Below are 23,382 nucleotides of genomic sequence, written 5' to 3'. Positions count from 1 at the left end.
TCAGGCCGCGACGCGCGCGTATAGCCGCGCGCACGGCATTAAAAGAATATCCACGACGTCGCGATGAACAACGGTATCAGCACGCCGCCCGACCACGCGAGGTAAGCGAAAAAGCTGGGCATCCGCACGCCGCGCGATTCGGCGATCGCCTTGACCATGAAATTGGGCGCGTTGCCGATATAGCTGTTCGCTCCCATGAACACCGCGCCCGCTGAAATGGCAGCGAGCGTCGAGGCGCCCGTGGCCATCAGCGTCTGCGCATCGCCACCCGCGAGATTGAAGAACACGAGGTACGTCGGCGCGTTGTCCAGGAACGACGACAGTAGCCCCGTCGTCCAGAAGTACATGTCGTCGCGCGGCTGGCCGGTCGTGTCGTTCACGAGGTGCACGATACCGCTGAACGCGCCCGCCTCGCCCGCGCGCAACATCATGATGACAGGCGCGATCGTCACGAAGATGCCCGCGAACAGTTTAGCGACCTCTTCGATGGGCGCCCAGTTGAACGCGTTGCCCTCGCGCGCCGCGCGCGGCGTCACGATCAGCGACAGCACCGTCAGCGCAATCAGCGCTACGTCGCGCACGACATTCTGCAACGCGACGTGCGTGCCCGCCACATCGAACGCAATGCCGGGCGTCCAGATGCCGCTCATGAGCACGAATGCGATCACGAGCGCAAGCAGCGCGAAGTTGATCTTGCCTTCGATGCCGATAGTTGGCGTGTCGGGAGACGGATCGACGGGACGTACCTCTTCGCGCCGCCGGAAATAGTACGAATCGAGCGCGTAGAACAGGATCAGCAGCACGGCGCAGACGAATAGCATCGGCAGCGCGAGATGGACCGTCGTCCAGAAGAAACCGACGCCGTTCAGAAAACCGAGAAACAACGGCGGATCGCCCAGCGGCGACAGCGAGCCGCCCACGTTCGCGACCAGAAAGATGAAGAACACGACGACATGCACGACGTGCTTGCGATTGTCGTTCGCGCGCAGGAGCGGCCGGATCAGCAGCATCGCCGCGCCCGTCGTGCCCATGATGCTGGCGAGCGCCGTGCCGAGCGCGAGCAGCGCCGCATTCAGACGCGGCGTGCCGTGCAGGTTGCCCGTCACGCAGATGCCGCCCGCGACGGTATAGAGCGCCGTCAGCAGCACGATGAACGGCACGTATTCGTCGAGCAACGCATGGATCAACGCGCCGAACGCCGCCGATGAGCCGAACGCGAAAGCAAACGGCACGAGGAACGCAAGGGCCCAAGCGGCCGAGACCTTGCCGTAGTGGTGATGCCAGAGCTTGGGCGCGGCGAGCGGGAGCACCGCGATCGACAGCAGGATGCCCGCGAAAGGCACGCCCCACCACGCGGAAAGCGACGCGCCGTCCACCGCGGCCGCCGATGCCGCAAGTGGCCAGCACGACAGCGCGAACGCGAGCGCCACACCCGCGATCCGCGCGGACTTCAACCGGTTCGTCACCGCTCGCGCGTCGCGTCGATGCGTGTGCGGAACATCAAGCGCCACGTACGACGATCGCATGCACGCGATAAGGACCGTGCGCACCGAGCACGATGGTTTGTTCGATATCGCCCGTACGCGACGGGCCGGAGACGAAGTTGACCGCGCGCGGCAACTCGCCGCGTTCGCTGCGGATCAGGTTGAACGCCTCTTCGTGACCGGCGACGATGCGCGACGCCGGCACGATCGCAATGTGCGTCTCCGGCAGCAAGCCCGCCGACGCATACGTCTGCGGACCCGACAGCAGCACCAGCGTGCCCGTTTCAGCCGTCGCGCAGAAACAGCCCGTAATGCCGACGCGGTCTTCGTTGTTCGGCTTGCGGAATTCGACTTCGATGCCCGAACCGGTCCACGGCAACGCTTCGACTGTCTGCCATGCGATCGCCCGGGTCGGAAGATTCAGTTCGGTGAGGTAGCGATGCGCGGCAGCGGGCGCGTCAGAGAGCGACTCGACGGTGTCGACGGTGGTCGCCATCTTCTTGGCCTGCTCGATGAAATGCGCGACGAGATCAGCCGGCATCGGCGGACGCGGCCCTTGCGGATGGCTTGCGAGATACGCTTGCGCCGTCTCGCGCTCGGACACGGACGGCTCGGGCTCGCGCCCTTGCGCTGCGCGAATGCGCGCCAGGATGTTGCGACGGGCGGTCGATGTATCCATGAGCCATATCCTCGTGCCGGTGATCGTGTCGATCTTGTTGAATGCGCAATCTTGTTGCGCGTGCACTGCGCACATTGACCCGTGAATTATACCGGCCACCCCGTGCGCGAACACCTGGCCGAACGGCTAATGGCAGCGCTTGAGCGAAGCGCCGAAAATAGTCATCATGCGCTTGACTGCACCGGGCGGCACAGCTGCGAAAGGGGCCGCGCGTTACTTGCCGACTTCTTCCTCGGCGGGCTGCTCGATGCCGAACACTTGCCGGAGATAGGCCAGATACGCCTTGTCTTCGCACATGTTTTTGCCAGGCGAGTCCGACAGTTTCGCCACCGGCTGGCCGTTGCACTTGACCATCTTGATGACGATCTGCAGGGGGTTGTAGCCGAGGTCGTTGGTGAGATTCGTGCCGACGCCGAACGCGAGCTTGCAGCGGCCACGGAAGCGTTCGTACAGCTGCAGCACCTTCGGGATGTCGAGCGCGTCGGAGAACACGAGCACCTTCGTGCGCGGGTCGCAGCGATTCGCTTCGTAGTGGGCGATAAGGCGCTCGCCCCAGTCGAACGGGTCGCCGGAATCGTGGCGCGCGCCGTCGAAGAGCTTGCAGAAGTACATGTCGAAATCACGGAGGAACGCCTTCATGCCATACACGTCCGACAACGCGATACCGAGGTCGCCGCGATATTCCTTCGCCCACATCTCGAAGCCGTAGATCTGCGAATCGCGCAAACGCGGACCGAGCGCCTGGCAGGCCTGCAGGTATTCGTGCGCCATCGTGCCGAGCGGCGTGAGGCCGTGCTTCATCGCGTAGAAGACGTTGCTCGTGCCCGCGAACTGCTCCCGCAGGCCGTCCTTGAGCGTAAGGATCACCTCTTCATGCCAGCGCCCGGAAAAGCGGCGACGCGTGCCGTAATCGGCGATCTTGCAGTCGGCGAACTCGGGGCGCGCGCCGAGCAACTGGATCTTGTCGCGCAGACGCTCGCGTCCTTCGCTGTAATCCGGCTGCTGCTGCGTGTTGCGGAAATACACTTCGTTGACGATCGCGAGCACGGGAATTTCGAAGAGGATCGTATGCAGCCACGGCCCCTTGATGGAGATGTCGATTTCCCCGTTGCCTTTCGGCGAAGGCGTGATCGAAATGTACTTCTCGTTCAGATGAAACAGCGCGAGGAAGTCGATGAAATCGCTCTTGATGAAGCGCATCTGGCGCAGATAGTCGAGCTCGCCTTCATTGAACCGAAGCCCGCAGAGCTTGCGCACTTCGCGGCGGATCTCGTCGACGTACGGCACGAGGTCGACGTTCGGCGTGCGGCAGCGGAACTTGTATTCGACGTTGGCGGCCGGGAAGAGATGCAGCACCACCTGCATCATCGTGAACTTGTACAGATCGGTATCGAGCAGCGAAGTAATGATCATGATCTTGCAAACCGGGACTGCATAAAAACGGAAGACGTCAGGCCTCGTGCGCCCTCGCCCTTTTTGTGCGCCACATGCGTACGCCGTATGCGCTGCGAGCCTCGCGCAAAACGGGCGAGCTCACGAAGACGCTGTCGCATGTTACCCGAATGCGCGCCATCCGTTGCTCCACTGCGCCACGGCCGGCGGGCGCCAGCAAGGGATTCGACGCTCATCCGACCGCCATAAACTAATCACCAAACGATATAAAAGCCCTGACGGCGATCGCGTATGCACTACTTGACGTTACGTTACAATAACGCTTTTGGCGTCTTGCCATCTCCCCACTACCAAAAGATATCGTTTGCAGGAGTTGCCTGAATGACTCACGTTGTGACCGAAAGCTGCATCAAGTGCCGCTATACCGACTGCGTCGATGTGTGCCCGGTGGACTGCTTTCGCGAAGGTCCCAACTTCCTCGCGATTGACCCCGACGAGTGCATCGACTGCGCTGTGTGCGTTGCGGAGTGCCCGGTGAATGCGATCTACGCCGAAGAAGACGTGCCTGGCGACCAGCAGCACTTCACCCCGTTGAACGCCGAACTGGCGAAGACATGGCCGAGCATCACGAAGACCAAGGCGCCGCTGCCCGAAGCCGACGAATTCAAGGACGTGAAGGATAAGCTCTCGCTGCTCGAGCGTTGATCGCCGCAGCAGACCTGTCGCTCCTGCCCGGATCAGTCGCATTATATTGAGATGAATCACGGGTATTGACAGCTTCTGCTTCACCTTCTACAATTTCGCTTCTCTGCTGTTGTTGTTCCCCGATAGCTCAGTCGGTAGAGCGCCGGACTGTTAATCCGTAGGTCCCTGGTTCGAGCCCAGGTCGGGGAGCCAAGAATTGCAAAGGCCCGTTAACCACAACGGGCTTTTTTATGTAGTGACACGTTGTATTGCTGTTCCCCGATAGCTCAGTCGGTAGAGCGCCGGACTGTTAATCCGTAGGTCCCTGGTTCGAGCCCAGGTCGGGGAGCCAAAAAATTCGAAGGCCCGCATCCGTGCGGGCCTTTTCTTTTTCCGCGATCGTTTTTCTTCAATCGTTTTCCACACTCCTTCCGAACGATCGCTCCCCTTCGACGAATCCAATATCTGTCGCGCCTGCGCCTGTGGCCATAGTCCGCACACGCAACCAGGTTACGATGACGCACGCACGGGCCACCGCCCGGCTGCCTTCACATTTTCTTCCGGTCACCTGATGAAAATTGCTCCGCATTGCGTACGGGCCGCGCGCGCCGTCATCTTCGCCACCTCCGCCGCTTTCGCCACATTCGCGTCTGCGCCCTTCGCGCACGCGGAGGAAGTCGCGAGCGTCAACACGAACTTTCATATCACCGGTTCGGATCGCGTCGTCGTCGAAGCCTATGACGATCCCGCCGTGCAGGGCGTCACCTGCTACGTGTCGCGGGCGCGAACGGGCGGCATCAAAGGGACGCTGGGCATCGCCGAAGATCCGACCGAGGCGTCGATTGCATGCCGTCAGGTCGGCCCCGTCAAGATTCCCGAACCGCTGCGGCAACAGGCCGACGTGTTCACGGAACGGATGTCGCTGATCTTCAAGACGCTGCACGTGGTGCGTGTCGTCGACACGAAGCGCAACACGCTCGTCTATCTGACCTACAGCGACCGCGTCACGACGGGCAGCGCAAAAAACAGCGTCACAGCCGTGCCGATGCCAGCCGGCACGACGATTCCCGTCCGCTGACGCAGCGGCGGGCAACACGCGATGCGCGGTAAACTGGCAGGTCCACCCGGACATCGACCATGACTTCGACCCGCTTCCGCGACAACGCCCGCTACTGGCGCACGCCGCTTTTGCCCGGCGCGGATCTGCTCACGGCCGAATATCACGATCACGAATTCACGCCGCACTGGCACGACGCGTACACGATCCCCGTGATCGAAGCGGGCGCGGAGACCTATCGGTATCAAGGCTCGCATTACGTCGCCGAGGCGGGCAGCGTGCCCGTGATCAACCCGGGCGAAGTGCACACCGGCTCGCGGGCCATCGACGAGGGCTGGCGCTACCGCGTGCTGTACGCACCCGTCGATTTCATCCATGCGCTCGCCGAGGACATCGCGGGCCGCGCGCAGCCGCTGCCGTGGTTCGACGCCGATGTGATCCGCGATCCGGACCTCGCCGTTCGTCTCGCTCGCGCGCACCGGTTGCTTGAATCGAACGACGATCCTCTCGCCGCTGAAACGGCAATGCTCGACGCGCTGTCGACGCTGCTCGTCCGCTACGGCCGCACGCGCGCCGACGCCCCGCCGCACGCCGCCGCCGATACTCGCGTGGCCACGATGAAGGAACAGCTCACGGGCGACCTTGCCGCGCCCCTCAAGCTCGCCGAGCTGGCCGATGCCGTCGGCCTGTCGCCGTTTCACGCGGCACGACTCTTCGCGCGCGCGACGGGGCTGCCGCCGCACGCGTGGCGCAACCAGATCCGCTTGCAGCGCTCCCTGGCGCCGTTGCGCGCGGGCGCGTCGGTGGCCGACGTCGCGGCGGCGAGCGGCTTCACCGATCAGAGTCACTTCACGCGCCATTTTCGCCGGATGTTCGGCGTGCCGCCGGGCCGCTGGCAGTCGTCCTGATACGGCCGCATGCGCGAGCGCACAACGCGAACGCGCGCCAGCCGACTCACACCGCTAGTATCCCGCGCCACATCCACGCGTCCGCCGCCCACCCGCGAGCCCAGCGAAACGCGCGCCGCAAACGCAAAAGCAAGTCCAAGCGCAAGAACGTACAAGCCGGCCGCCCCCTCGCCCGGCTATGCTCGGCCGTATCGAGGAGAAAAGATTGACTCACCCTGCACAACCCACTCACCGGCTCAAGGAACTGATGGCGGGCGCGCGCGACACGCTCCCGATGGTCATCGGCTCGGCGCCGTTCGGCGTAATCTACGGCACGCTCGTCGCATCGGGCCCGCTGCACTTGTGGCACGGCCAGTTGATGTCGCTGATCGTATTCGCCGGCTCGGCGCAGTTCATCGCGCTCGGTCTGATTGCGGGCCATGCGAGCTATGCCGTCATCTGGGCGACGACGCTCGTCGTGAACGCCCGCCACGTCCTCTACAGCGCGACGCTCGCGCCGTACGTATCGCATCTGCCGTCGCGCTGGCGCTGGGCGCTCGGCGGCCTGCTCACCGACGAAGTGTTCGCCGTCGCATGGGCGCACTATCGGCTGCATCCGCCCGGCTCGGTCGGGCCGTATTACTTCCTGGGCTCGGGGCTGTCGATGTACGCAAACTGGCAGGGCTGGACGCTCGTCGGCCTGTTGTTCGGCGCGGCGTTCCCCGGCCTGCAATCGCTCGGGCTCGATTTCGCGATGGTCGCGACGTTCATCGCGATCGTCGTGCCGCAGCTCGTCGCCGTGCGTTATCTGGCCGCCGCAGCCACGGCCGGCGCGCTCGCGTTTTTCTTGCAGGGCTGGCCGTACAAGCTCGGCCTGCTGGGCGCCGTATTCGCGGGCGTCGCGGTCGGCGTGCTGCTGTCGTTGCCCGCGCTGCAGCGCACCCGCGCGGCGGAGGCTTCGCAATGAACTACGTGCTGTTGATTGTCGGCATGGCCGTTATCACGTGGCTGATCCGCGCAACCGTGTTCATGCTCGGCGACCGCATTGTGTTTCCGCCGCTCGTGCGCACCGCGCTCGGCTTCGTGCCCGTCACCGTGCTAACCGCGATCATCGTGCCGATGGCCGTCTCGCCGCACGGCGCGCAAGCCGAATTGACCTGGCGCAACCCGCAGCTCGTCGGCGCGCTCGCCGCCGTCGCCGTCAGCGCGCTCACGCGCCGGCCGCTGCTGACCATTGCCGTCGGCCTCGCGGCGTTCTTCCTGTGGCAGGGCGTCGTTCTGACGTGACCTCGCCGCCGCGCGCGCCGTTTACCCGGACGGCGCGCGCCCTCAAGTTCCCTTTCAATCCGCCGATAAACACTCGTGGCTCGCGAACCGGCCGCGTCTGTCGACGCACGGCCGGCACGCCGGGCCGAACCGCGCCGGACATCGGTGCCGCCAACGAACGGGGGCGGCGGCACAGGGGCGAACGCCTCGACGGCGCCTGCGCGGTCGACGAAACGGGATAGGACATGGGTCAGATTACCCTTCACATCAAGGACGAAACGCTCGCATCCCTAAGAAAGGATTTCGAGGCGTTCGTGCGGGTCTCGCTCAAGCTGGACCCGCAGTTCGCGACGCCGTCGTTCGAGGATTTTCTGCGCGCCAAGCTCCTCGACAACATGGTGCCGCTGACCGAGCACGCCGTGCAGCGGATGCTGCAGGGCGGTCAGTACGCATGGGCGAAGCGCACGCTGGACAAGGAATTTCCGGACGTCGTCGCGATCCTGATGAAGCAGGCGAACGAGTTCGGCTTCGGCTTTGCGGCGCGCTCGGAGTGGACGCCGGAAGAGCTGGCCAAGCAGAGCCGCGAATGGGCGGCCGCAATCGTCAAGGAAGCGGAAGGCGCGCCTGCGCTGGTCGACCCGCTTGCCGCGCAGATCAAGTCGGCGGCGCAGGACATCCAGGCGCTCGAAGAAGTGATGCAGACGCCCGCGTGGCGTCTCGCCGAATCGCTGCGCCAGCGGGTCTACGAGGCGAAGGTCGCGTGCGAGACGAGCGTCGGCAGCGCGGCGCGCGAAAAGCTCGGCGAACTGCGCGGCCTGTTGCGGCTGGGCATTTCGCACGGCTCGTTCCAGAAGCAGGAAGCGCAGCAGATCATGGAGTATCTGCGGCTCCTGAAACCGGAGATTTTCGTCGAAGAGCCGTACGACATATTCACGCGGCTCGCGGCGTGGCTGCGCAACTTCTTCATGCCGCCGCCGAGGCCGCAGCAACAACAGCGGCAGTCGCGCTAATCATCGCTGGCGAGCCGGCAGCGCCGGGCGTGCCATCCACGTTTCATTCGCATCGCGGCAAGCTCAGTCCCACATCTTTCTGAGCTTCGCCGCGATTTCTATTTTGGCCTGTGCAGCGGCCGCAAGCCCCGCGCGCGTCGGCGCCGCTACGACGGGCGCGGGCGGCCATGCATGCGAGTCGAACAGCGGCAGCAGATGCGGCGGAATGAAGCGCGTGCGCGACGCCCACACGTGCCGGTCGCCGAGATGCGTCTGGTTGTGCACGTAAAACCGCTGCGGCATCACGATGTGCAGATCTTCCCTGGCCCGCGTCATCGCGACGTACAGCAGACGCCGCTCCTCGTCGATTTCCTCTTCGCTGCCCGTGCCGAGATCGGACGGAATGCAGCCGTCGACGCCATTGAGCACGAACACGTTGCGCCACTCCTGCCCTTTCGCCGAATGGATCGTGGACAGGATCAGATAATCCTCGTCGATCAGCGGAACGCCGGATTCGTCGCTCGTGGCGTCGGGCGGATCGAGCGTCAGCTCGGTCAGGAAGCGCTCGCGCGACGCATACGTGCCCGCGATGCTCTCCATCTGCACGAGATCGGCCTGGCGAATCGACGCATCCTCGTGATTGCGCTCGAGATGCGGCTCGTACCAGCGGCGCACCATCTCGAACTCGGCGGGCCACGGCGTCTGGCGCGCACACACCGACGACATCAGCGCGACGAACGGATGCCAGTCTTCGAGCGCGCGCGCCGGCGGCGCAAAGGCGGCGAGCGCGCTGGCCGTGCAATGCGATACGCCGTGCGCGGCCTCCAGGGTGCCGCCGCCTGAGCCATCTGAGCCGGGCGCACCGGCGCGCGACGCGATGTCGTCGAGCACGCGCGCGGCCGTCGCGGGCCCGACGCCGGGCAGCAACTGCACGACGCGAAAACCCGCCACGCGATCGCGCGGATTCTCAGCCCAGCGCAGCACGGCCAGCACGTCCTTCACGTGGACGGAATCGAGAAACTTCAGGCCACCGAACTTCACGAACGGGATATTGCGCCGCGTCAGCTCGATTTCGAGCGCGGCGCTGTGATGCGCGGCGCGAAACAGCACGGCCTGCGCCTTCAGCTTCATGCCCGCCTCGCGCGCGGCCAGCACCTGCTCGACGATGTAGCGCGCCTGGTCGGCGTCGTCGGCGACGGTAACGAGATGCGGGCGCTGCGCCGACGCCTTGTCGGTCCAGAGATTCTTCGTGTAGCGCTCGCTGGCGAGGCCGATCACGGCATTCGACGCTTCGAGGATCGGCTGCGTCGAACGGTAGTTGCGTTCCAGCGTGACCTGCTTTGCGGGCGGATCGAAGTGCGTTGGAAAATCGAGAATGTTGCGCACGGTCGCGCCGCGAAACGAATAGATCGATTGCGCATCGTCGCCGACTACGGTCAGCCCGCGCCCGTCGGGCTTCAGCGCGAGCAGGACCGACGCCTGCAGCCGGTTGGTGTCTTGATATTCGTCGACGAGTACGTGATCGAAGCGGCCGGACAGATCGGCGGCGATCGCGGGCTCCGCCGCCATGTGCGACCAGTAGAGCAGCAGATCGTCGTAGTCGAGCACGCTCTGCTTCTGCTTCGCGTCGACGTAGGCGGCAAAGAGCGCGCGCAGATCGGCTTCCCACTCGCGACACCACGGGAACGCGCCGTTGAGCACGTCGGCCAGCGAAGCGCCCGTGTTGACGACGCGCGAATAGATCGCGAAGCATGCCGACTTCGACGGAAAGCGCTTTTCCTTCGCCGAGAAGCCGAGCTCGTGGCGCACGAGATTCATCAGATCGGCGGAATCTTCGCGGTCGTTGATCGTAAAGGTTGGCGACAGGCCGATCACATCCGCGTACTCGCGCAACAGCCGCGCGCCGACGCTGTGGAACGTGCCCGACCACGTCAGCCCCTGCGCCAGCGCCGCGCGTGTGCCGAGTGCCGCGCCGGCGATGCGCGTGACGCGCCGGGTCATTTCGAGCGCGGCGCGGCGAGAAAACGTGAGCAGCAGAATGCGGCGCGGATCGGCGCCCTTCACGACGAGGTTCGCGACGCGATGCGCGAGCGTATTGGTCTTGCCCGAACCCGCGCCCGCAATGACGAGCAGCGCGCCCGCTGGCTGTGCAACGTCTCCCGTGCCGTATTCGACGGCTTCGCGCTGCGCGTCGTTGAGCTTCGCGAGCCAGTCGGCGGCGGCCGTGGGCTCGGGCGAACCCGTCCCGGCTGACGGTGATGAAGACAGGGAATCGGCGACGGAAAGCACGATTGGCGGGTCGGAAAGTGAAGGCGACGCATACTGTATATCCATACAACCCGCCACGGCAAGCGCCCCATTTTTCGGCGCGAACGCCGCGCGTCAACCCAGAGACATATGGCGCAACAAACGGGCGCAAAACAGAAAACAGCCCGATCAGCGTAAGCCGATCGGGCTGTTCTGGTCAGGCCGACCATGTCATTAAAGCCCGACGCACCGGGCTTTCGCTCCGAACGGCGCGATGCCGCCCGGAGAATCCACGCCAGGAACGCCGCCTACTCCTGCTTCGCGTCCTTCACTCTGGCTTTGGCGTTAGCCTTGTCGGCATCGGCTTGCGCGTCGGCCTTCTTCTTATCGGCCTTCGCCTGCGCGATCTCCGACTTCTTGTCGGCCTTCGCCTGCTCCTTCACCGCCTTGCTGTCGGCGTGGGTCGTCGGATCGGTGGCGGGATCGTGCGTCTGCGCAACGGCGAGCGTGGTCATGCTGCCCGCGATCAGGGCCGCCAGCAGCGCGCCCATGGTCCTGTTCATGTTTTTCATGATCGATGTCCTCCCTGTTCGAATGTCGAAACGGCCAACGCCTGTGTCAGCGCTGGCTGTGCCTCACATACGCGTCAGTTGTGCCTCAGTTATGCGACTCGCCCGACGCTGCCGCGCCCGCCGACTGCCCCTGCATCTGGGACTTCAGTTCGTTCGATGCGGCCGCCCTGTCGGCCTTTTTGTTCAACTTGGCGTTGCGGACCTGGTTCGTGTACTCGTCCTTGGCGGCCTTTTGCTGCTCCTTCATCTGCGCCTTCGACGTCTTCTTCTGCGCGCGATATTCGGCGTTCGCCTCGGCATCCGCGTTGCGCTTCTGAACGAGCGGGTCCGTCGAACCCGGCGCGGTCAGATTCTGCGGCGCGGGCGCCGGCATCTGGACGCCTTGCGCAGCGGGTGCCTCGGCGGGCGCCTGCGTCTGGACCTGTGCCTGGCCGGACAGGCTGGCAGCCGGTTGAGCAGGCGTCTGGGCGAATGCGGCCGTCGACGCAAACGCAGTCAGGGCGGTACCGATCAGGAGCGTACGAAGCTGGTTCATGGTAATCCTCTCTGCAGGTTGTCAGTGTCGGCATGCGGGCGCCGTGTGGCTGCCGATAGGCGGCGACGCGCCCGCGCTGTTCGCCCATTGCAAAATGCAGCAGGCTATTCCACAGACCGGGCCTTCGCGAGTGAAGTTCGCCAACAAAGCCGGCTGTTACTCAACGTTTCATTTCCTGACAACTGAATAACATCTGCTTGCACATGCGCGGGCCGACGCCGCGCTCTCGCTATGGAAACGCCGCGCGCGACGCGATGGCTTATGATGCGAAGCGCTTTTTTCCCAAGCGCTTTTCCACCCGCTTTTTCCACGATTCAGCCGATGTCCCGTCCATCGCAACCCACATGCCCAATCTCGATTTCACACTGACCAGCGATTACGTCGAACTCCACAATCTGCTGAAGATTACTGGCCTCGCGGACAGCGGAGGATCGGCGAAGGCGATCGTCGCGTCGGGTGCCGTCACCGTCGACGGACGCGTCGAAACGCGCAAAACCTGCAAGATCCGCGCGGGCCAGGTCGTGCTGCTCGGCGATACCAGAATTGCCGTCCACGAGGGGTGACGCTCGCACGCGTCGTCCGCGGCAGCAAAAATATGCAGAACGCATCCGGCCGCCGCTGCAAGACCGCACCAAAAATGTGCCTGCTCATCGACAGCGCCGCGTTCCCGCAATAAGCTGTCCGCTTGCACAGAAAAACATCCCGCGCGCGCTTCACCCGTTCCATCCGCCTGATCCGGCCGACCGGTTTTGGCGCGCGCTTCGCGCTTTCGCGCATTCAGCACCCGGAACCATGAATCCAACCGGAATGTCCCGCGCGCTCGGCGGGCCGCCCACGCTTTCGCGCCACGCCGCCGATACGGCGCGCCTTGCCGCGCCGCTCGCCATCGCGCAGCTTTCGCAAATGGCGATGAGCGTCACAGATACCGTCCTGCTCGGCTCGCTCGGCCCCGACGCGCTCGCGGCAGGCGGCCTTGGCGCGAACCTGTTCTTTGTCGTCGTGACGCTGCTGCAAGGCGTGCTGACTTCCGTCAGCGTGAGCGTGTCGCATGCGCGCGGCGCGCAGGCCGAGCATCGCGTGCCGCACATCTACTGGACGGGCTTTCTGCTGTCGCTGCTGCTTGCGGTGCCCGCGTTCGTGCTGCTGTCGTTCGCCGCGCCCATCCTGATGGCCTTCGGCGAGCCGGCGCTGCTCGCGCACAACGTCGGCGAATACTGCGCGGTGCTGCGCTGGGGCGCGCCCGGCAGCCTGATCGGCATCGGCCTGATGCGCTCGTTCCTGCCCGCGATCGGCGCGGCGCGGCGGCTGCTGTGGGTGTCGATCGGCGGCGTGTTCGTCAACGCGTTTCTGAACTACGGGCTGATCCACGGCGCGTACGGGCTTCCGCGACTCGGCTTCCTCGGCTCGGCGGGCGCGACGACGATCACCGTGTGGCTCACCGCGCTCACGCTGATGGGTCTGCTGCATTTGCGCCCGCGCTTCCGGCACTTCGTGACGGCCACGCGCCCCGACGTGCCGCTGATGGGCGAGCTGTTCGGCATCGGCTGGCCGGTGGCGATCACGTACGGCGTCGAATCGACGCTCTTTCTCGCGACGGGCCTGATGGTCGGCCTGCTCGGCGAATCGCAGCTGGCGGCGCACCAGATCGCACTGAACGTCGCGTCGGTGGCATTCATGGTGCCGCTCGCGATCGGCCAGGCGGCGAACGTGCGCGTCGGCTTCTGGTCGGGCGCCGGGCAGCCGCTCGCCGCGCGCCATGCGGGCTTCGTCGCGCTCGGGCTCGGCGTGGGCTTCATGAGCCTGTCGGGCCTGCTGCTGATCACGGCGCCGCATTTCATCGTCGGGCTGTACCTGCATCTCGACGATCCCGCCAACGCGCCGACCGTCGCGCTCGCGAGTTCGCTGCTGGGCGTGGCCGCCATTTTCCAGATCGTCGACGGCATGCAGACGGTCGGCTCCGGCTGTCTGCGCGGACTAAAGGACACGCGCATTCCGATGATCGCCGCCGCGTTCGGCTATTGGGGAATCGGCTTCCCGACGGGCTACACGCTCGCGTTTCACTTCGGGCTCGGCGCGCGCGGCCTGTGGTGGGGACTTGCAGCCGGGCTCGCCAGCGTCGCGCTGCTGATGACACTGCGCTTTCACAAGATGAGCCGGCACGCGATGACCCGCCGAGAGCCTGCGTCGGCGAACTGAGCGCGGTCGGCGAGACCTCGCGTGCTGTGCAAGCGCGCGCACGCAGTCTTCGCGATGCGCGCTCTGGCGGGCGCGCTCGATCACAAGCGCCACGCTCGCTCGTTGGCGAACCGGACGCGATCGCCGAGACCTCGCGTTCCGTGCGAGCGCACGCAGACAGTCTTCACGAGGTCCCTTCTCGCAGCACGCTCGATCGCAAGCACCACGCTCACATGCTCTCCCCGCTTTTGTGTTGCACACGCAACCAACTGCGCATCGAACCCGACCGTCACAGGTAAAATGCCACGCCTGGCTGCCGCCATTAGCCCAGCGCGCGACCCGCGCTGCGCAGCGGCCGCCTCCCCGTCCCCACAAGGGCACGCTCAGGCTCGCGTCCGGCCGTCCGACGCCGTATCGCACGACGCCCGCCCCAATGCTGCCCGGCCGCCCGCACGCGCCGCCGCAGCGCCCCATGCCCCGTGCACGCGTGATCCCGCGCGCGGCGGCATCGGCTCAATCCATCAGAAGACAACACAAGAGGACTGCCTTCATGCTTGCCCGCGTCACCCGTCTCTTCCCGCTGTGGGCCGTGCTGGCCTCGCTCGCCGCCTACTTTTCGCCGTCGTCCGTGACGGGCATCGCGCCGCATGTGACGACGCTGCTGACGATCATCATGCTGTCGATGGGCGTCACGCTCTCGATCGACGACTTCCGCCGCGTGTTCACGCGTCCCGCGCCCGTGATCGCCGGCATCGTGCTGCACTATCTCGTGATGCCGCTCGCCGCATGGGTGATCGCGAAGGCCCTGCGCATGCCGCCCGATCTGACGGCGGGCATGGTGCTGGTCGGCAGCGTCGCGAGCGGCACGGCATCGAACGTGATGATCTATCTCGCGCGCGGCGACGTCGCGCTGTCGGTCACGATCAGCGCGCTGTCGACGCTCGTCGGCGTATTCGCGACGCCGTTGCTCACGCGCCTGTATGTCGATGCGTCGATTGCCGTCGACGTGCACGGCATGCTGATGAGCATCCTGCAGATCGTCGCGCTGCCGATCACCGTCGGCCTCGTCATCAACCATCTGTTCCGCAAGCTCGTGCGCAGGATCGAGCCCGTGTTGCCGCTCGTGTCGATGGTGTCGATCCTGCTGATCATCGCCGCCGTGGTCGGCGGCACGCAAAAGAGCATCGCGTCGGTCGGGCTCGTGGTCATGCTGGGCGTGGTGTTGCACAACGGGATCGGGTTGCTGGGCGGCTATTGGGGCGGCCGTCTGCTCGGCTTCGACGAAGCCGTCTGCCGCACGCTCGCGATCGAAGTCGGGATGCAGAACTCCGGCCTCGCCGCGACGCTCGGCAAGCTCTACTTCACGCCGATCGCCGCGCTGCCCGGCGCGCTGTTTTCCGTGTGGCACAACCTGTCGGGATCGATGCTGGCGGGCCACTGGGCCGGCCGCCCCGCGAAAGGCTCGACGCACGAACAGGAAACGCGTTCGCTCGCGAGCGAACGCGTCTGACGCCGCTTTAGCCTTTCTCCCCTTTCTCCCGCCTCACGCCGCGCGCCGATACGACGCGCGCGGCGCATCCCCTCGATCCGTTTCCCCGCTGCAAAAGCCGCCGCGCATCGCAGGCACCGGCAAAGCAGGCACGCGCGTTGCATCACTGTAGCCGACCCTCTTTATGGTTTCCTCGTAGAATATTTTCAGGCGAAACCGACGACGCCACGACGACCATCCGTGCCGATCAAGTGGAGGAACAAGCGTGTCGGCCCATAACACCAACGACGCAGCCGCATTGCAGCATCATGAAGGGCAACGTAGTAACCGCATCTCGCGCAACGCGCCGCGCCCGAGGCTGACGCGCGCGTTCGCGCTCATCGTCGCGGCCACGCTGCTGGCGGCTTGCGCGACGCGCCCGCCCGCCACTGCATTCGATCGCCCCGTCACGCACGCATTGCCCGCGACGGAAAGCACGCCGCTCTCGGCAGCGCTCGCCGCCCCCGAACGCGCGCATCCGGACCAGTCGGGTTTTCGCGTGCTGTCCAACGGCACGGAAGCGCTACAGATGCGCATCGCGCTCGCGCGTGCGGCGACGAAGACGCTCGACATGCAGTACTACATCGCCGAAGAGGACACGACGGGCAAGCTGCTGCTCGCCGCCGCACTCTATGCAGCGGATCACGGCGTGCGCGTGCGGATGCTCGTCGACGACCTGAACTTCAAGGACATCGACCGCGTGATGGCCGCGCTGAACACGCACGACAACATCGAGATCCGCGTATTCAACCCGTTCGGCAGCGCGCAATCGAGCTTCTATCAGCGCAGCGAGAATTTCTTCACGAAGGTCGGCGCGTTCACGCGGCGCATGCACAACAAGGCGATGATCGCCGACAACCAGATCGCGATCGTCGGCGGGCGCAATCTCGGCGACGAATACTTCAGCGCGAGTCCGACGCTGCAGTTCCGCGATATCGACGTGCTCGCCGCCGGCCCGATCACGGCCGATATCTCCGCGAGCTTCGACAGGTTCTGGAACGACAGCAACTCGTATCCGCTGCGCGCGCTGAACAAGCAGAAGTTCGATCCGCACGAACTCGACCAGATGCGCGACGAGTTGCGCGCGCACTGGCGCACCAACGCGGACCCGTACAACGCGAAGCCGCTGAACGCGACGCCGCTCGCGTCGCAGATCGCCAGCGGTGAACTCGGGCTCATCTGGGCGCCCGCCGAATTCGAAGTCGATACGCCCGAAAAAATGCGGCTGCCCGTCGATCAGTACAAGAGCCCGCCGATGACGCGACTCGTCGAGCTGATGCGCGACGCGCAAAAGGAATTTCTCGTCACGTCGCCGTATTTCGTGCCGCACCAGGCGGGCGTCGATGCGCTCGGCAAGCTCGTGCAGCGCGGCGTGACCGTCAAGGTGCTGACGAATTCGCTGGCGGCCACCGACGCCATCGCCGTGCAGGCCGGCTACAGCCCGTATCGCGTGCCGCTGCTCGAACGCGGCGTGCAGCTCTACGAGTTCAAGCCGATGCAAGACGAGAACCTGCCGAAGACGGGCCTCTTCGGCTCGCGTTCGAGAGCCAGTCTGCATGCGAAGTCCTACGTGATCGATCGCAAGACGCTCGTGATCGGCTCGATGAATCTCGATCCGCGTTCCGCGCATCTGAACACGGAGCTCGCGCTCGTGATCCACAGCGCGCCCATCGCCGAAGACGTCGCGCGGCTCTTCGATCATGCGACATCGCCTGTCGTCAGCTATCGCGTGACGCTCGCGACGCCGTCGGAACTCGCCGCGCTGAAGTATTCGGCGACGCCGCAATCGCAACTCGTCTGGACCGACGAGGAAAATGGCCTGATTCACCAATACAACCTCGATCCCGGCGCGGGCTTTTACCGCAATGCGCTGACGGGTCTATTCTTGTTGCTGCCAGTCGATGAGCAGTTGTAAGGCCCATCCAATCACCAAGCGGAGTACAACATGACGGAAGATGTACGCATGGAACGCGATACGTTCGGCGAAATCGCCGTGCCGGGCGCGAAGCTGTGGGGTGCGCAGACGCAGCGCTCGCTGCAGAACTTCAAGATCTCGACGGAAAAGCAGTCGCCCGAGCTGATCACGGCGCTCGCCATCATCAAGCGCGCCGCAGCCGAAGTGAACCTCGGCCTCGGCGTGCTCGACGCGACCAAGGCGAAGGCGATCATGGCCGCCGCCGATGAGATCATCGAAGGCAGGCACGCCGATGAATTTCCGCTCGCCGTCTGGCAAACGGGTTCCGGCACGCAGAGCAACATGAACCTCAACGAGGTGATCGCGAACCGCGCGAGCGAGCTGATGGGCGGCGAGCGCGGCGAGGCGCGCCTCGTGCATCCGAACGACGACGTGAATCGCGGGCAATCGTCGAACGACGTGTTCCCGACGGCGATGCACGTTGCGGCCGCTGTCGGTATCGCGAAACATCTGCTGCCCGCGCTGAAGACGCTGCGCGATACGCTCGACAAAAAAGCAAAAGCATTCGCCGACGTCGTTAAGATAGGTCGAACGCATTTGCAGGACGCGACGCCGCTCACGCTCGGCCAGGAATTTTCGGGCTATGTCGCGCAACTCGACCAGTGCGCGAAGCACATCGAATCCGCGTTGCCGCATCTGTACGAACTCGCGCAGGGCGGTACGGCCGTCGGCACCGGGTTGAACGCGCATCCGCAGTTCGCGGATCAGGTCGCGGCGGCAATCGGCAAGCTGACGGGCCTGCCCTTCGTGTCAGCGCCGAACAAGTTCGAGGTGATGGCAGCCGCCGATGCGCTCGTGTTCGCGCACGGCGCGCTGAAGACACTCGCGGCGAGCATGATGAAGATCGCGAACGACATCCGCTGGCTCGCGAGCGGCCCGCGCTGCGGCTTGGGCGAACTGTCGATTCCCGAAAACGAGCCGGGCAGCTCGATCATGCCGGGCAAGGTGAACCCGACTCAATCCGAAGCGGTGACGATGCTGTGCTGCCAGGTGTTCGGCAATGACGTGGCCGTCAATATGGGCGGCGCGAGCGGCAACTTCGAGTTGAACGTGTTCCGGCCGATGATCGCGCACAACGTGCTGCAATCGGTACGCCTGCTCGCCGACGGCATGCACAGCTTCAACGACAACTGCGCGGTGGGCATCGAGCCGAACCGCGAGCGCATCGATCAGTTGCTCAACGAATCGCTGATGCTCGTGACGGCGCTCAATCCGCACATCGGCTACGACAAGGCCGCGCAGATCGCAAAGAAAGCGCACAAGGAAGGCACCACGCTGAAGGCCGCGGCGCTCGCGCTCGGTCATCTGACGGAGCAGCAGTTCGACGAATGGGTGCGGCCGCACGACATGGTCGGCGACACGAAGCGTTAGAGCCTTTCCCTCAGCCCGCTCTTGCAAAGCTCGCCATGCTCTCTTCGCGAACGCGGAGAGAGCATCCGGCAGTGCTGCACGTCAGACCTTGCCCTGCGCCACTTCCTCGGGCTTCAGATCGACGATTGCATCGAGCGCGGCCTTCACGTCCATCGCGTACTTCGCGAGACGCTTCTGCTCGCCGGTTTGCGGCACGAACGACGGCACGTGCACGGGTGTCCCGTTCTCGTTGACGGCGACCATCACGACGAGGCAATCGGTGGTTTGCAGCACCTCGCCGCCCTTCGGATCGCCCGCGTGCACCGACACGTGGATATGCATGCTGGTGCGCCCCGTCGCGACGACGCGCGCGCGCAGTTCGACCAGATTGCCGACGTGAATCGGCCGGCGAAAGCGGATATTGCCGACGCTGACCGTCACGCAATATCGGCCCGACCAGACCGCCGCGCATGCGTACGCGGTTTCGTCGATCCATTTCATCAGCGCGCCGCCGTGCACCTTGCCGCCGAAGTTGACCGACGTCGGTTCGGCGAGGAATCGGAACGTGGTTTCTGAACGATCCAGCGGCGCTGCGGAAGGCGTGCTCATCTTGACTCCGGTCAAACAGACTGTCGAAAGGAGCCGATTATACGAGGGCAATAAGGCGGCCGCTGTGCTATCGGGCGCCGCGCATGGCCCGCGCTGACGCAACATTGCTTTGCATCGCGCGCAAGTATGGCGGCCCTTTCGCCGCAACTCAGCGCAGCGCCGACGAGAAACGCTCGCGGTAGTCGAGCGGCAGTACGCCGAAGCTGCGCATGAACGCGCGCCGCAAATTCTGCTCGCTGCCGAAGCCGCAATCCAGCGCGATCCGCTTCAGCGGCCGGCGCGATTCGGCGAGCGCGCGCGACGCCGCCTCGAGCCGCAACGCCGAAACGGTTTTGGCGGGCGTGCGGCCCACTTCGTCGACATAGCGGCGCGCGAAGGTGCGCGGACTCATGCGCGCCTCTTCCGCGAGCCGCTCGACGGACAGGTCGCCGTTCAGGTTCGACGCGATCCAGCCGTGCAAACCGTCGAACGCGCCGCCCGCCGACGTCTGCGCCGCCAGCGCCGCGCTGTACTGCGACTGTCCGCCCGGGCGCTTGACGAATACCACGAGCCGCCGCGCGACCTGCATCGCGACGGGATGCCCGTAGTCCTCCTGAATCAGCGCGAGCGCGAGATCGATGCCCGCCGTCACGCCCGCCGACGTCCACACGGCCCGGCCGCCGCCGCCCGGCAACGGCTCGCGGATGAAGATCGGATCGGCGTCGACGCGCACGCGCGGAAAACGCTCCGCGAGGCGAACGGCGTCGCGCCAGTGCGTCGTCGCGCGGCGCCCGTCGAGCACGCCCGCCGCGGCCAGATAAAACGCGCCCGTGCACACCGAGCACACGCGCCTCACGTGCGGCGCGCGCCGCGCGATCCAGTCGATCAGCGCCGGCTGCAATGCACGGCCGTCGTCGACGGGAATGCCGGGAATGATCAGCGTGTCGATCGGCTCGCCATCGAGCGCGTGGAGGCGCTGCGTGACGACAGGCAAGCCGGGAAACGTGTCGAGCTCGCCGCCGTCGATCGACGCAACCGTCGTGCGATACGCGACGCGCTCGTCCGGTCCAGGCAACGCTCCCGGCAACATTCCAGGCAATACGCGCCGCGCGTCGCGCACCGTCAGTTCGGCGCGATGGAACGCTTCGAGCGGGCCGCATGCGTCGAGCAGCACGAGTTCGGGCGCAACGGCGAACACGACGTGGCGAACTTGCGGCGCGGGCGCATCGTGTTCCGGGGCGTGGATTGCTTCGTGATCGGTGGCGTTCGAAGCGTCGCTCATCTAAGTCCTCTATCGTCGAAATCGGCGCAATCCATTCACATGAACGACGCCGGCAACGCGCGTCTTTGCGACCACGCGAAGGCCAGCGTCGCCAGCGCGGCGAGCGCGAGGAACGGAAAAATCGCTGCGTTGATGGCCGTCCAGCCGAAATGCGCAAGCATCTGGCCCGCGCACAGCGAGCCGAGCGCCGAGAACGCAAAAGTGGCGAACTCGCTCGTCGCCTGAGTCTTCGCGCGCTCGGACGGCCGGTACGATTGCGCGAGCAGCGTCGTGCCGCCGACGAACATCAGGTTCCAGCCGACGCCCAGGCACGCGAGCGCCGCGTAGAAATGCAGCAGGTCGGTCGAGCGCAGCGCGAGCACGCCGCACAGCGCCGACAGCACGATGCCCGCGCCGATCACGCGCAGCACGCCGAAGCGCGCAATCAGGCGCGCCGAAAAAAACGACGGCGCGAACATGCCGACCAGATGCCACTGGATGATCTGCGCGCCATCGCCGATCGAATGTCCGCATGCGACGGCGGCAATCGGCGTCGCCGTCATCACGAACATCATCACCGCGTAGCCGAGCGCGTTGTTCGCCAGCGCGGCCACGAAGATCGGCTGCCGGACAATCGCGCGCCAGGGCCGCGCGGGCTCGCGCTGAGCCGCGACGTCCGCATGCGGCGCGGCATCGCGATACAGCACGGCGACGAGCGCCATCGACAGCAGCGCGAGCACCGTCACGAGCGCATACGAGCCGGCAAACGCGACGGGCGCGAGCCAGTCCTTGCTCCACGCAGCCAGCGCCGGACCGAGGACGGCCGCGACGACGCCGCCCGTCAGCACGGTCGATATCGCGCGGCTCTTGGTGTCGGCGGAAACGGCGTCCGCGGCGGCGAGCCGGTAATACTGCGCGAAGGCCTGGAACACGCCGACGGTGGCCGTGCCCACGCAGAACGCCCAGAAGCTGTGATGAAAGATCGCGTACACGGAGACCGCGCCGCCCGCCGCGCCGACGCCCGCGCCGAGCATGAAGCCCATGCGCCGTCCGACGCGCGCCATCAGGAACGACGCGCACACGGTCGTCAGCGCGGCGGCAACGGTGATCAGCGAGAACGGCAGCGTGGCGAGCGATTTGTCGTCGGCAAGCGTGTAGCCGACGAGCCCCGTCAGCGTCAGGTCGATCGACACCGACGACGTGTAGAGCGCCTGGCACACGGCCAGCACGCGCGCGGCGCGGCGGCCATGCGGATCGGCGCGGCCGGTCGCGCGGCTGCGAGCATCGGAAGCGGCGGAAGGTGACGGCATCGGTAGCCTCGCGGCGGGTGACGATCCACACATCGTCACATCGGTTGCCTTGGCAGAAGAGTCAATGATGCATCAATTCCTGCCACGCCGCGCACGCGCTCGTCGGCGCGTCTGTGGCGACCGAGCCGCCGGATGCATCACTTGCGGACGGTGACGCCTTCGTCGATCGTGCCGTACATCGTGATGCTGCCCGATCCGGCCGACGACGAGCCCGCCCCGCCCTGCGCGCATGCGCTGCACAGGACGACGGCCGCGACCACTGAGAAGAGGATTTTCATGACTGCGTCGTTCGCTCGAAAACTGGGGAAAGCGCTCCGATTCTAGCCTGGCCCCCCATGCGTCCGCAGATCGACGGGGTGCGGCGGCGCACGCGACAGTTCACGACATGTTGAAACATCGAATGAGCATCGCGGGTAGAGTGAAGTCATGACCCGATTAGGTACGACCGATTTGCATGGGGCCCCGGGTAGGCGCTCTGCATGAGGCTGGCGTAGATGCAAAAGCGCTGAATCCAGCCGACAGCTAAAGCACTAACTCGGGTCGACAGGAGATCCACATGGCTGCACTGCTTCCTTCCGAACCGAATCACTTTCCGGGCCTAAGCCGCATCGGCGCGCTGCTCGCCGACCCCGGCCGCGCCGCGATGCTGTGGGCGCTGATGGACGGCACCGCGCGTCCCGCGGGCGAGCTGACGCTGATCGCGGGGCTTTCGCCATCGGCGGCGAGCGCGCATCTCGCCAGGCTCACCGACGGCGGACTGCTCGCGCTCGAAGTGCGCGGGCGGCACCGCTATTTCCGCATTGCGTCGGCGGAAATCGCCGCCACCATCGAGGCGCTCGCCAATGTCGCCGAAGCCGCGGCGCCGCAGCGCCCCGTGCCGCGCCCGGCGCGCACCGTGCCCGTCGACATGCGCTACGCGCGCACCTGCTACGACCATATGGCAGGCGAACTGGCCGTGCGCGTCTACGAGCGGCTCGTGGGCTGCGACCTGCTGACCGTCCACGGCGATTCGCTCGACGCAACGCCCGAAGGCACGGCGCTTCTCGCCGACTGGGGCATCGACGTGACGGGGCAGCGCACGCGCCGCCGGCGCTTCGCGTGCACGTGCCCGGACTGGAGCGAGCGCCGGCCGCATCTGGGCGGCGCGCTGGGCGCGGCGCTGCTCGAGTCGTGGTCGTCTAAGGGCTGGGTCGAGCGCACCGAGCGGCCGCGAATCCTGCGCGTGACGCCGTCCGGCCATCGTCATTTCGACGCTTTTTTGGCGCAGTGACGAGCGATTCGTCTGACAAGCCGCTTGACGGGACAACTTTTGTTACAGCGCCGCCGAAGTGGCTTACAAATGAGACGGCCCTGAAACAGGCGCCACGCGTAGAGTGATTTCGCAGGGTGCCGCGCCGCGCGTC

General features: G+C 65.6%; 22 protein-coding genes and 2 tRNA genes. 14 read left to right on the top strand and 10 right to left on the bottom strand.

The window, feature by feature from the left end; all coding sequences use genetic code 11:
- Nucleotides 1-38: 38 nt before the first annotated feature.
- From AABE10_RS08595 to pncB, 3 genes are all read right to left on the bottom strand, one after another.
- Complete coding sequence (locus AABE10_RS08595; RefSeq protein ID WP_342932837.1) at nt 39-1,526, bottom strand: sodium:proton antiporter; 1,488 nt, start codon at nt 1,524-1,526, stop codon at nt 39-41.
- The gene (locus tag AABE10_RS08590; RefSeq protein WP_342932836.1) at nt 1,501-2,163 is read right to left on the bottom strand and encodes a lactate utilization protein C; all 663 of its coding nucleotides are present in this window, start codon (nt 2,161-2,163) and stop codon (nt 1,501-1,503) included. Before AABE10_RS08590 ends, AABE10_RS08595 begins: the two co-directional genes overlap by 26 nt.
- A 213-nt stretch (nt 2,164-2,376) precedes the next feature.
- Nucleotides 2,377-3,576: a nicotinate phosphoribosyltransferase gene (pncB, locus tag AABE10_RS08585; RefSeq protein ID WP_342932835.1), complete on the bottom strand. Its 1,200-nt coding sequence runs from the start codon at nt 3,574-3,576 to the stop codon at nt 2,377-2,379.
- Nucleotides 3,577-3,936: 360 nt separating this feature from the next.
- Here pncB and fdxA point away from each other — a divergent pair, with 360 nt between their 5' ends.
- The 8 genes from fdxA to AABE10_RS08545 all read left to right on the top strand — a co-directional run bounded on the left by fdxA (nt 3,937) and on the right by AABE10_RS08545 (nt 8,459).
- The gene (gene fdxA / locus AABE10_RS08580; protein ID WP_342932834.1) at nt 3,937-4,260 is read left to right on the top strand and encodes a ferredoxin FdxA; all 324 of its coding nucleotides are present in this window, start codon (nt 3,937-3,939) and stop codon (nt 4,258-4,260) included.
- A 116-nt stretch (nt 4,261-4,376) separates the two neighbouring features.
- Nucleotides 4,377-4,452, top strand: a tRNA-Asn gene (locus tag AABE10_RS08575).
- A 63-nt stretch (nt 4,453-4,515) separates the two neighbouring features.
- Nucleotides 4,516-4,591: transfer RNA gene (locus AABE10_RS08570), tRNA-Asn, on the top strand.
- Between the two features lie 219 nt (nt 4,592-4,810).
- Nucleotides 4,811-5,317, top strand: a complete 507-nt coding sequence (locus AABE10_RS08565; protein WP_342932833.1) for a CreA family protein — start codon at nt 4,811-4,813, stop codon at nt 5,315-5,317.
- 59 nt (nt 5,318-5,376) lie between these two features.
- Nucleotides 5,377-6,204, top strand: coding sequence for an AraC family transcriptional regulator (locus AABE10_RS08560; RefSeq protein WP_342932832.1), 828 nt, complete (start codon nt 5,377-5,379; stop codon nt 6,202-6,204).
- A 178-nt stretch (nt 6,205-6,382) separates the two neighbouring features.
- Nucleotides 6,383-7,150 (top strand): AzlC family ABC transporter permease, encoded by a 768-nt coding sequence (locus AABE10_RS08555; protein WP_342932831.1) that lies wholly within the window; start codon nt 6,383-6,385, stop codon nt 7,148-7,150.
- On the top strand, nt 7,147-7,470 hold the full coding sequence (locus AABE10_RS08550) for an AzlD domain-containing protein (RefSeq protein ID WP_342932830.1): 324 nt from the start codon (nt 7,147-7,149) through the stop codon (nt 7,468-7,470). The genes AABE10_RS08555 and AABE10_RS08550 overlap by 4 nt, the downstream gene beginning before the upstream one ends.
- Nucleotides 7,471-7,694: 224 nt before the next feature.
- Entirely contained in the window at nt 7,695-8,459 is a 765-nt protein-coding gene (locus tag AABE10_RS08545; protein WP_342932829.1) for a DUF4088 family protein, read from the top strand.
- A 63-nt stretch (nt 8,460-8,522) separates the two neighbouring features.
- Here the strand turns inward: AABE10_RS08545 and AABE10_RS08540 are convergent, their stop codons facing one another.
- The 3 genes from AABE10_RS08540 to AABE10_RS08530 form a co-directional block, all read right to left on the bottom strand.
- The gene (locus tag AABE10_RS08540) at nt 8,523-10,772 is read right to left on the bottom strand and encodes an ATP-dependent helicase (RefSeq protein ID WP_342932828.1); all 2,250 of its coding nucleotides are present in this window, start codon (nt 10,770-10,772) and stop codon (nt 8,523-8,525) included.
- A 221-nt stretch (nt 10,773-10,993) separates the two neighbouring features.
- Nucleotides 10,994-11,257: a hypothetical protein gene (locus tag AABE10_RS08535; protein WP_342932827.1), complete on the bottom strand. Its 264-nt coding sequence runs from the start codon at nt 11,255-11,257 to the stop codon at nt 10,994-10,996.
- Nucleotides 11,258-11,342: 85 nt separating this feature from the next.
- Nucleotides 11,343-11,792, bottom strand: coding sequence for a hypothetical protein (locus tag AABE10_RS08530; protein ID WP_342932826.1), 450 nt, complete (start codon nt 11,790-11,792; stop codon nt 11,343-11,345).
- 344 nt (nt 11,793-12,136) lie between these two features.
- Here AABE10_RS08530 and AABE10_RS08525 point away from each other — a divergent pair, with 344 nt between their 5' ends.
- From AABE10_RS08525 to fumC, 5 genes are all read left to right on the top strand, one after another.
- Nucleotides 12,137-12,355 carry an RNA-binding S4 domain-containing protein gene (locus AABE10_RS08525; RefSeq protein WP_342932825.1) on the top strand — a complete coding sequence of 73 codons (219 nt, stop codon included), beginning with the start codon at nt 12,137-12,139 and terminating at the stop codon, nt 12,353-12,355.
- A 229-nt stretch (nt 12,356-12,584) separates the two neighbouring features.
- The gene (locus AABE10_RS08520; protein WP_342932824.1) at nt 12,585-13,988 is read left to right on the top strand and encodes an MATE family efflux transporter; all 1,404 of its coding nucleotides are present in this window, start codon (nt 12,585-12,587) and stop codon (nt 13,986-13,988) included.
- Between the two features lie 529 nt (nt 13,989-14,517).
- A complete protein-coding gene (gene panS / locus AABE10_RS08515; protein ID WP_342932823.1) occupies nt 14,518-15,477 on the top strand; it encodes a ketopantoate/pantoate/pantothenate transporter PanS in 960 nt (319 codons plus the stop codon).
- 244 nt (nt 15,478-15,721) lie between these two features.
- Complete coding sequence (locus AABE10_RS08510) at nt 15,722-17,410, top strand: phospholipase D family protein (protein WP_342932822.1); 1,689 nt, start codon at nt 15,722-15,724, stop codon at nt 17,408-17,410.
- Nucleotides 17,411-17,440: 30 nt separating this feature from the next.
- Nucleotides 17,441-18,841, top strand: coding sequence for a class II fumarate hydratase (fumC, locus tag AABE10_RS08505; RefSeq protein WP_342932821.1), 1,401 nt, complete (start codon nt 17,441-17,443; stop codon nt 18,839-18,841).
- An 81-nt stretch (nt 18,842-18,922) separates the two neighbouring features.
- Here fumC and AABE10_RS08500 read toward each other — a convergent pair whose 3' ends face one another.
- From AABE10_RS08500 to AABE10_RS08485, 4 genes are all read right to left on the bottom strand, one after another.
- Nucleotides 18,923-19,429: an acyl-CoA thioesterase gene (locus AABE10_RS08500; RefSeq protein ID WP_342932820.1), complete on the bottom strand. Its 507-nt coding sequence runs from the start codon at nt 19,427-19,429 to the stop codon at nt 18,923-18,925.
- 148 nt (nt 19,430-19,577) lie between these two features.
- The gene (locus AABE10_RS08495; RefSeq protein ID WP_342932819.1) at nt 19,578-20,690 is read right to left on the bottom strand and encodes a GlxA family transcriptional regulator; all 1,113 of its coding nucleotides are present in this window, start codon (nt 20,688-20,690) and stop codon (nt 19,578-19,580) included.
- 35 nt (nt 20,691-20,725) lie between these two features.
- Entirely contained in the window at nt 20,726-21,979 is a 1,254-nt protein-coding gene (locus AABE10_RS08490) for an MFS transporter (RefSeq protein WP_342932818.1), read from the bottom strand.
- Between the two features lie 137 nt (nt 21,980-22,116).
- Nucleotides 22,117-22,257, bottom strand: coding sequence for a hypothetical protein (locus tag AABE10_RS08485; protein ID WP_342932817.1), 141 nt, complete (start codon nt 22,255-22,257; stop codon nt 22,117-22,119).
- A 278-nt stretch (nt 22,258-22,535) separates the two neighbouring features.
- Between AABE10_RS08485 and AABE10_RS08480 the strand changes: the two genes are divergently transcribed.
- Nucleotides 22,536-23,249 (top strand): helix-turn-helix transcriptional regulator, encoded by a 714-nt coding sequence (locus AABE10_RS08480; RefSeq protein ID WP_342932816.1) that lies wholly within the window; start codon nt 22,536-22,538, stop codon nt 23,247-23,249.
- Nucleotides 23,250-23,382: the final 133 nt, after the last annotated feature.

This window comes from Paraburkholderia diazotrophica, from assembly GCF_038900755.1.
GTDB lineage: Bacteria > Pseudomonadota > Gammaproteobacteria > Burkholderiales > Burkholderiaceae > Paraburkholderia > Paraburkholderia diazotrophica_A.
This window is presented reverse-complemented; position numbering and strand designations above follow the sequence as displayed.

Excerpts from the sequence above, each read along its gene's own strand:
- fumC (WP_342932821.1), top strand. The coding sequence starts at position 17,441 with ATGACGGAAGATGTACGCATGGAACGCGATACGTTCGGCGAAATCGCC.
- AABE10_RS08560 (WP_342932832.1), top strand. The coding sequence starts at position 5,377 with ATGACTTCGACCCGCTTCCGCGACAACGCCCGCTACTGGCGCACGCCG.
- AABE10_RS08595 (WP_342932837.1), bottom strand. The coding sequence starts at position 1,526 with ATGCGATCGTCGTACGTGGCGCTTGATGTTCCGCACACGCATCGACGC.
- AABE10_RS08540 (WP_342932828.1), bottom strand. The coding sequence starts at position 10,772 with ATGGATATACAGTATGCGTCGCCTTCACTTTCCGACCCGCCAATCGTG.
- AABE10_RS08480 (WP_342932816.1), top strand. The coding sequence starts at position 22,536 with ATGGCTGCACTGCTTCCTTCCGAACCGAATCACTTTCCGGGCCTAAGC.
- AABE10_RS08545 (WP_342932829.1), top strand. The coding sequence starts at position 7,695 with ATGGGTCAGATTACCCTTCACATCAAGGACGAAACGCTCGCATCCCTA.
- AABE10_RS08525 (WP_342932825.1), top strand. The coding sequence starts at position 12,137 with ATGCCCAATCTCGATTTCACACTGACCAGCGATTACGTCGAACTCCAC.
- AABE10_RS08495 (WP_342932819.1), bottom strand. The coding sequence starts at position 20,690 with ATGAGCGACGCTTCGAACGCCACCGATCACGAAGCAATCCACGCCCCG.
- pncB (WP_342932835.1), bottom strand. The coding sequence starts at position 3,576 with ATGATCATTACTTCGCTGCTCGATACCGATCTGTACAAGTTCACGATG.
- AABE10_RS08565 (WP_342932833.1), top strand. The coding sequence starts at position 4,811 with ATGAAAATTGCTCCGCATTGCGTACGGGCCGCGCGCGCCGTCATCTTC.
- AABE10_RS08535 (WP_342932827.1), bottom strand. The coding sequence starts at position 11,257 with ATGAAAAACATGAACAGGACCATGGGCGCGCTGCTGGCGGCCCTGATC.
- AABE10_RS08490 (WP_342932818.1), bottom strand. The coding sequence starts at position 21,979 with ATGCCGTCACCTTCCGCCGCTTCCGATGCTCGCAGCCGCGCGACCGGC.
- panS (WP_342932823.1), top strand. The coding sequence starts at position 14,518 with ATGCTTGCCCGCGTCACCCGTCTCTTCCCGCTGTGGGCCGTGCTGGCC.
- AABE10_RS08555 (WP_342932831.1), top strand. The coding sequence starts at position 6,383 with ATGCTCGGCCGTATCGAGGAGAAAAGATTGACTCACCCTGCACAACCC.
- AABE10_RS08550 (WP_342932830.1), top strand. The coding sequence starts at position 7,147 with ATGAACTACGTGCTGTTGATTGTCGGCATGGCCGTTATCACGTGGCTG.
- AABE10_RS08590 (WP_342932836.1), bottom strand. The coding sequence starts at position 2,163 with ATGGATACATCGACCGCCCGTCGCAACATCCTGGCGCGCATTCGCGCA.
- AABE10_RS08485 (WP_342932817.1), bottom strand. The coding sequence starts at position 22,257 with ATGAAAATCCTCTTCTCAGTGGTCGCGGCCGTCGTCCTGTGCAGCGCA.
- fdxA (WP_342932834.1), top strand. The coding sequence starts at position 3,937 with ATGACTCACGTTGTGACCGAAAGCTGCATCAAGTGCCGCTATACCGAC.
- AABE10_RS08530 (WP_342932826.1), bottom strand. The coding sequence starts at position 11,792 with ATGAACCAGCTTCGTACGCTCCTGATCGGTACCGCCCTGACTGCGTTT.
- AABE10_RS08520 (WP_342932824.1), top strand. The coding sequence starts at position 12,585 with ATGAATCCAACCGGAATGTCCCGCGCGCTCGGCGGGCCGCCCACGCTT.
- AABE10_RS08500 (WP_342932820.1), bottom strand. The coding sequence starts at position 19,429 with ATGAGCACGCCTTCCGCAGCGCCGCTGGATCGTTCAGAAACCACGTTC.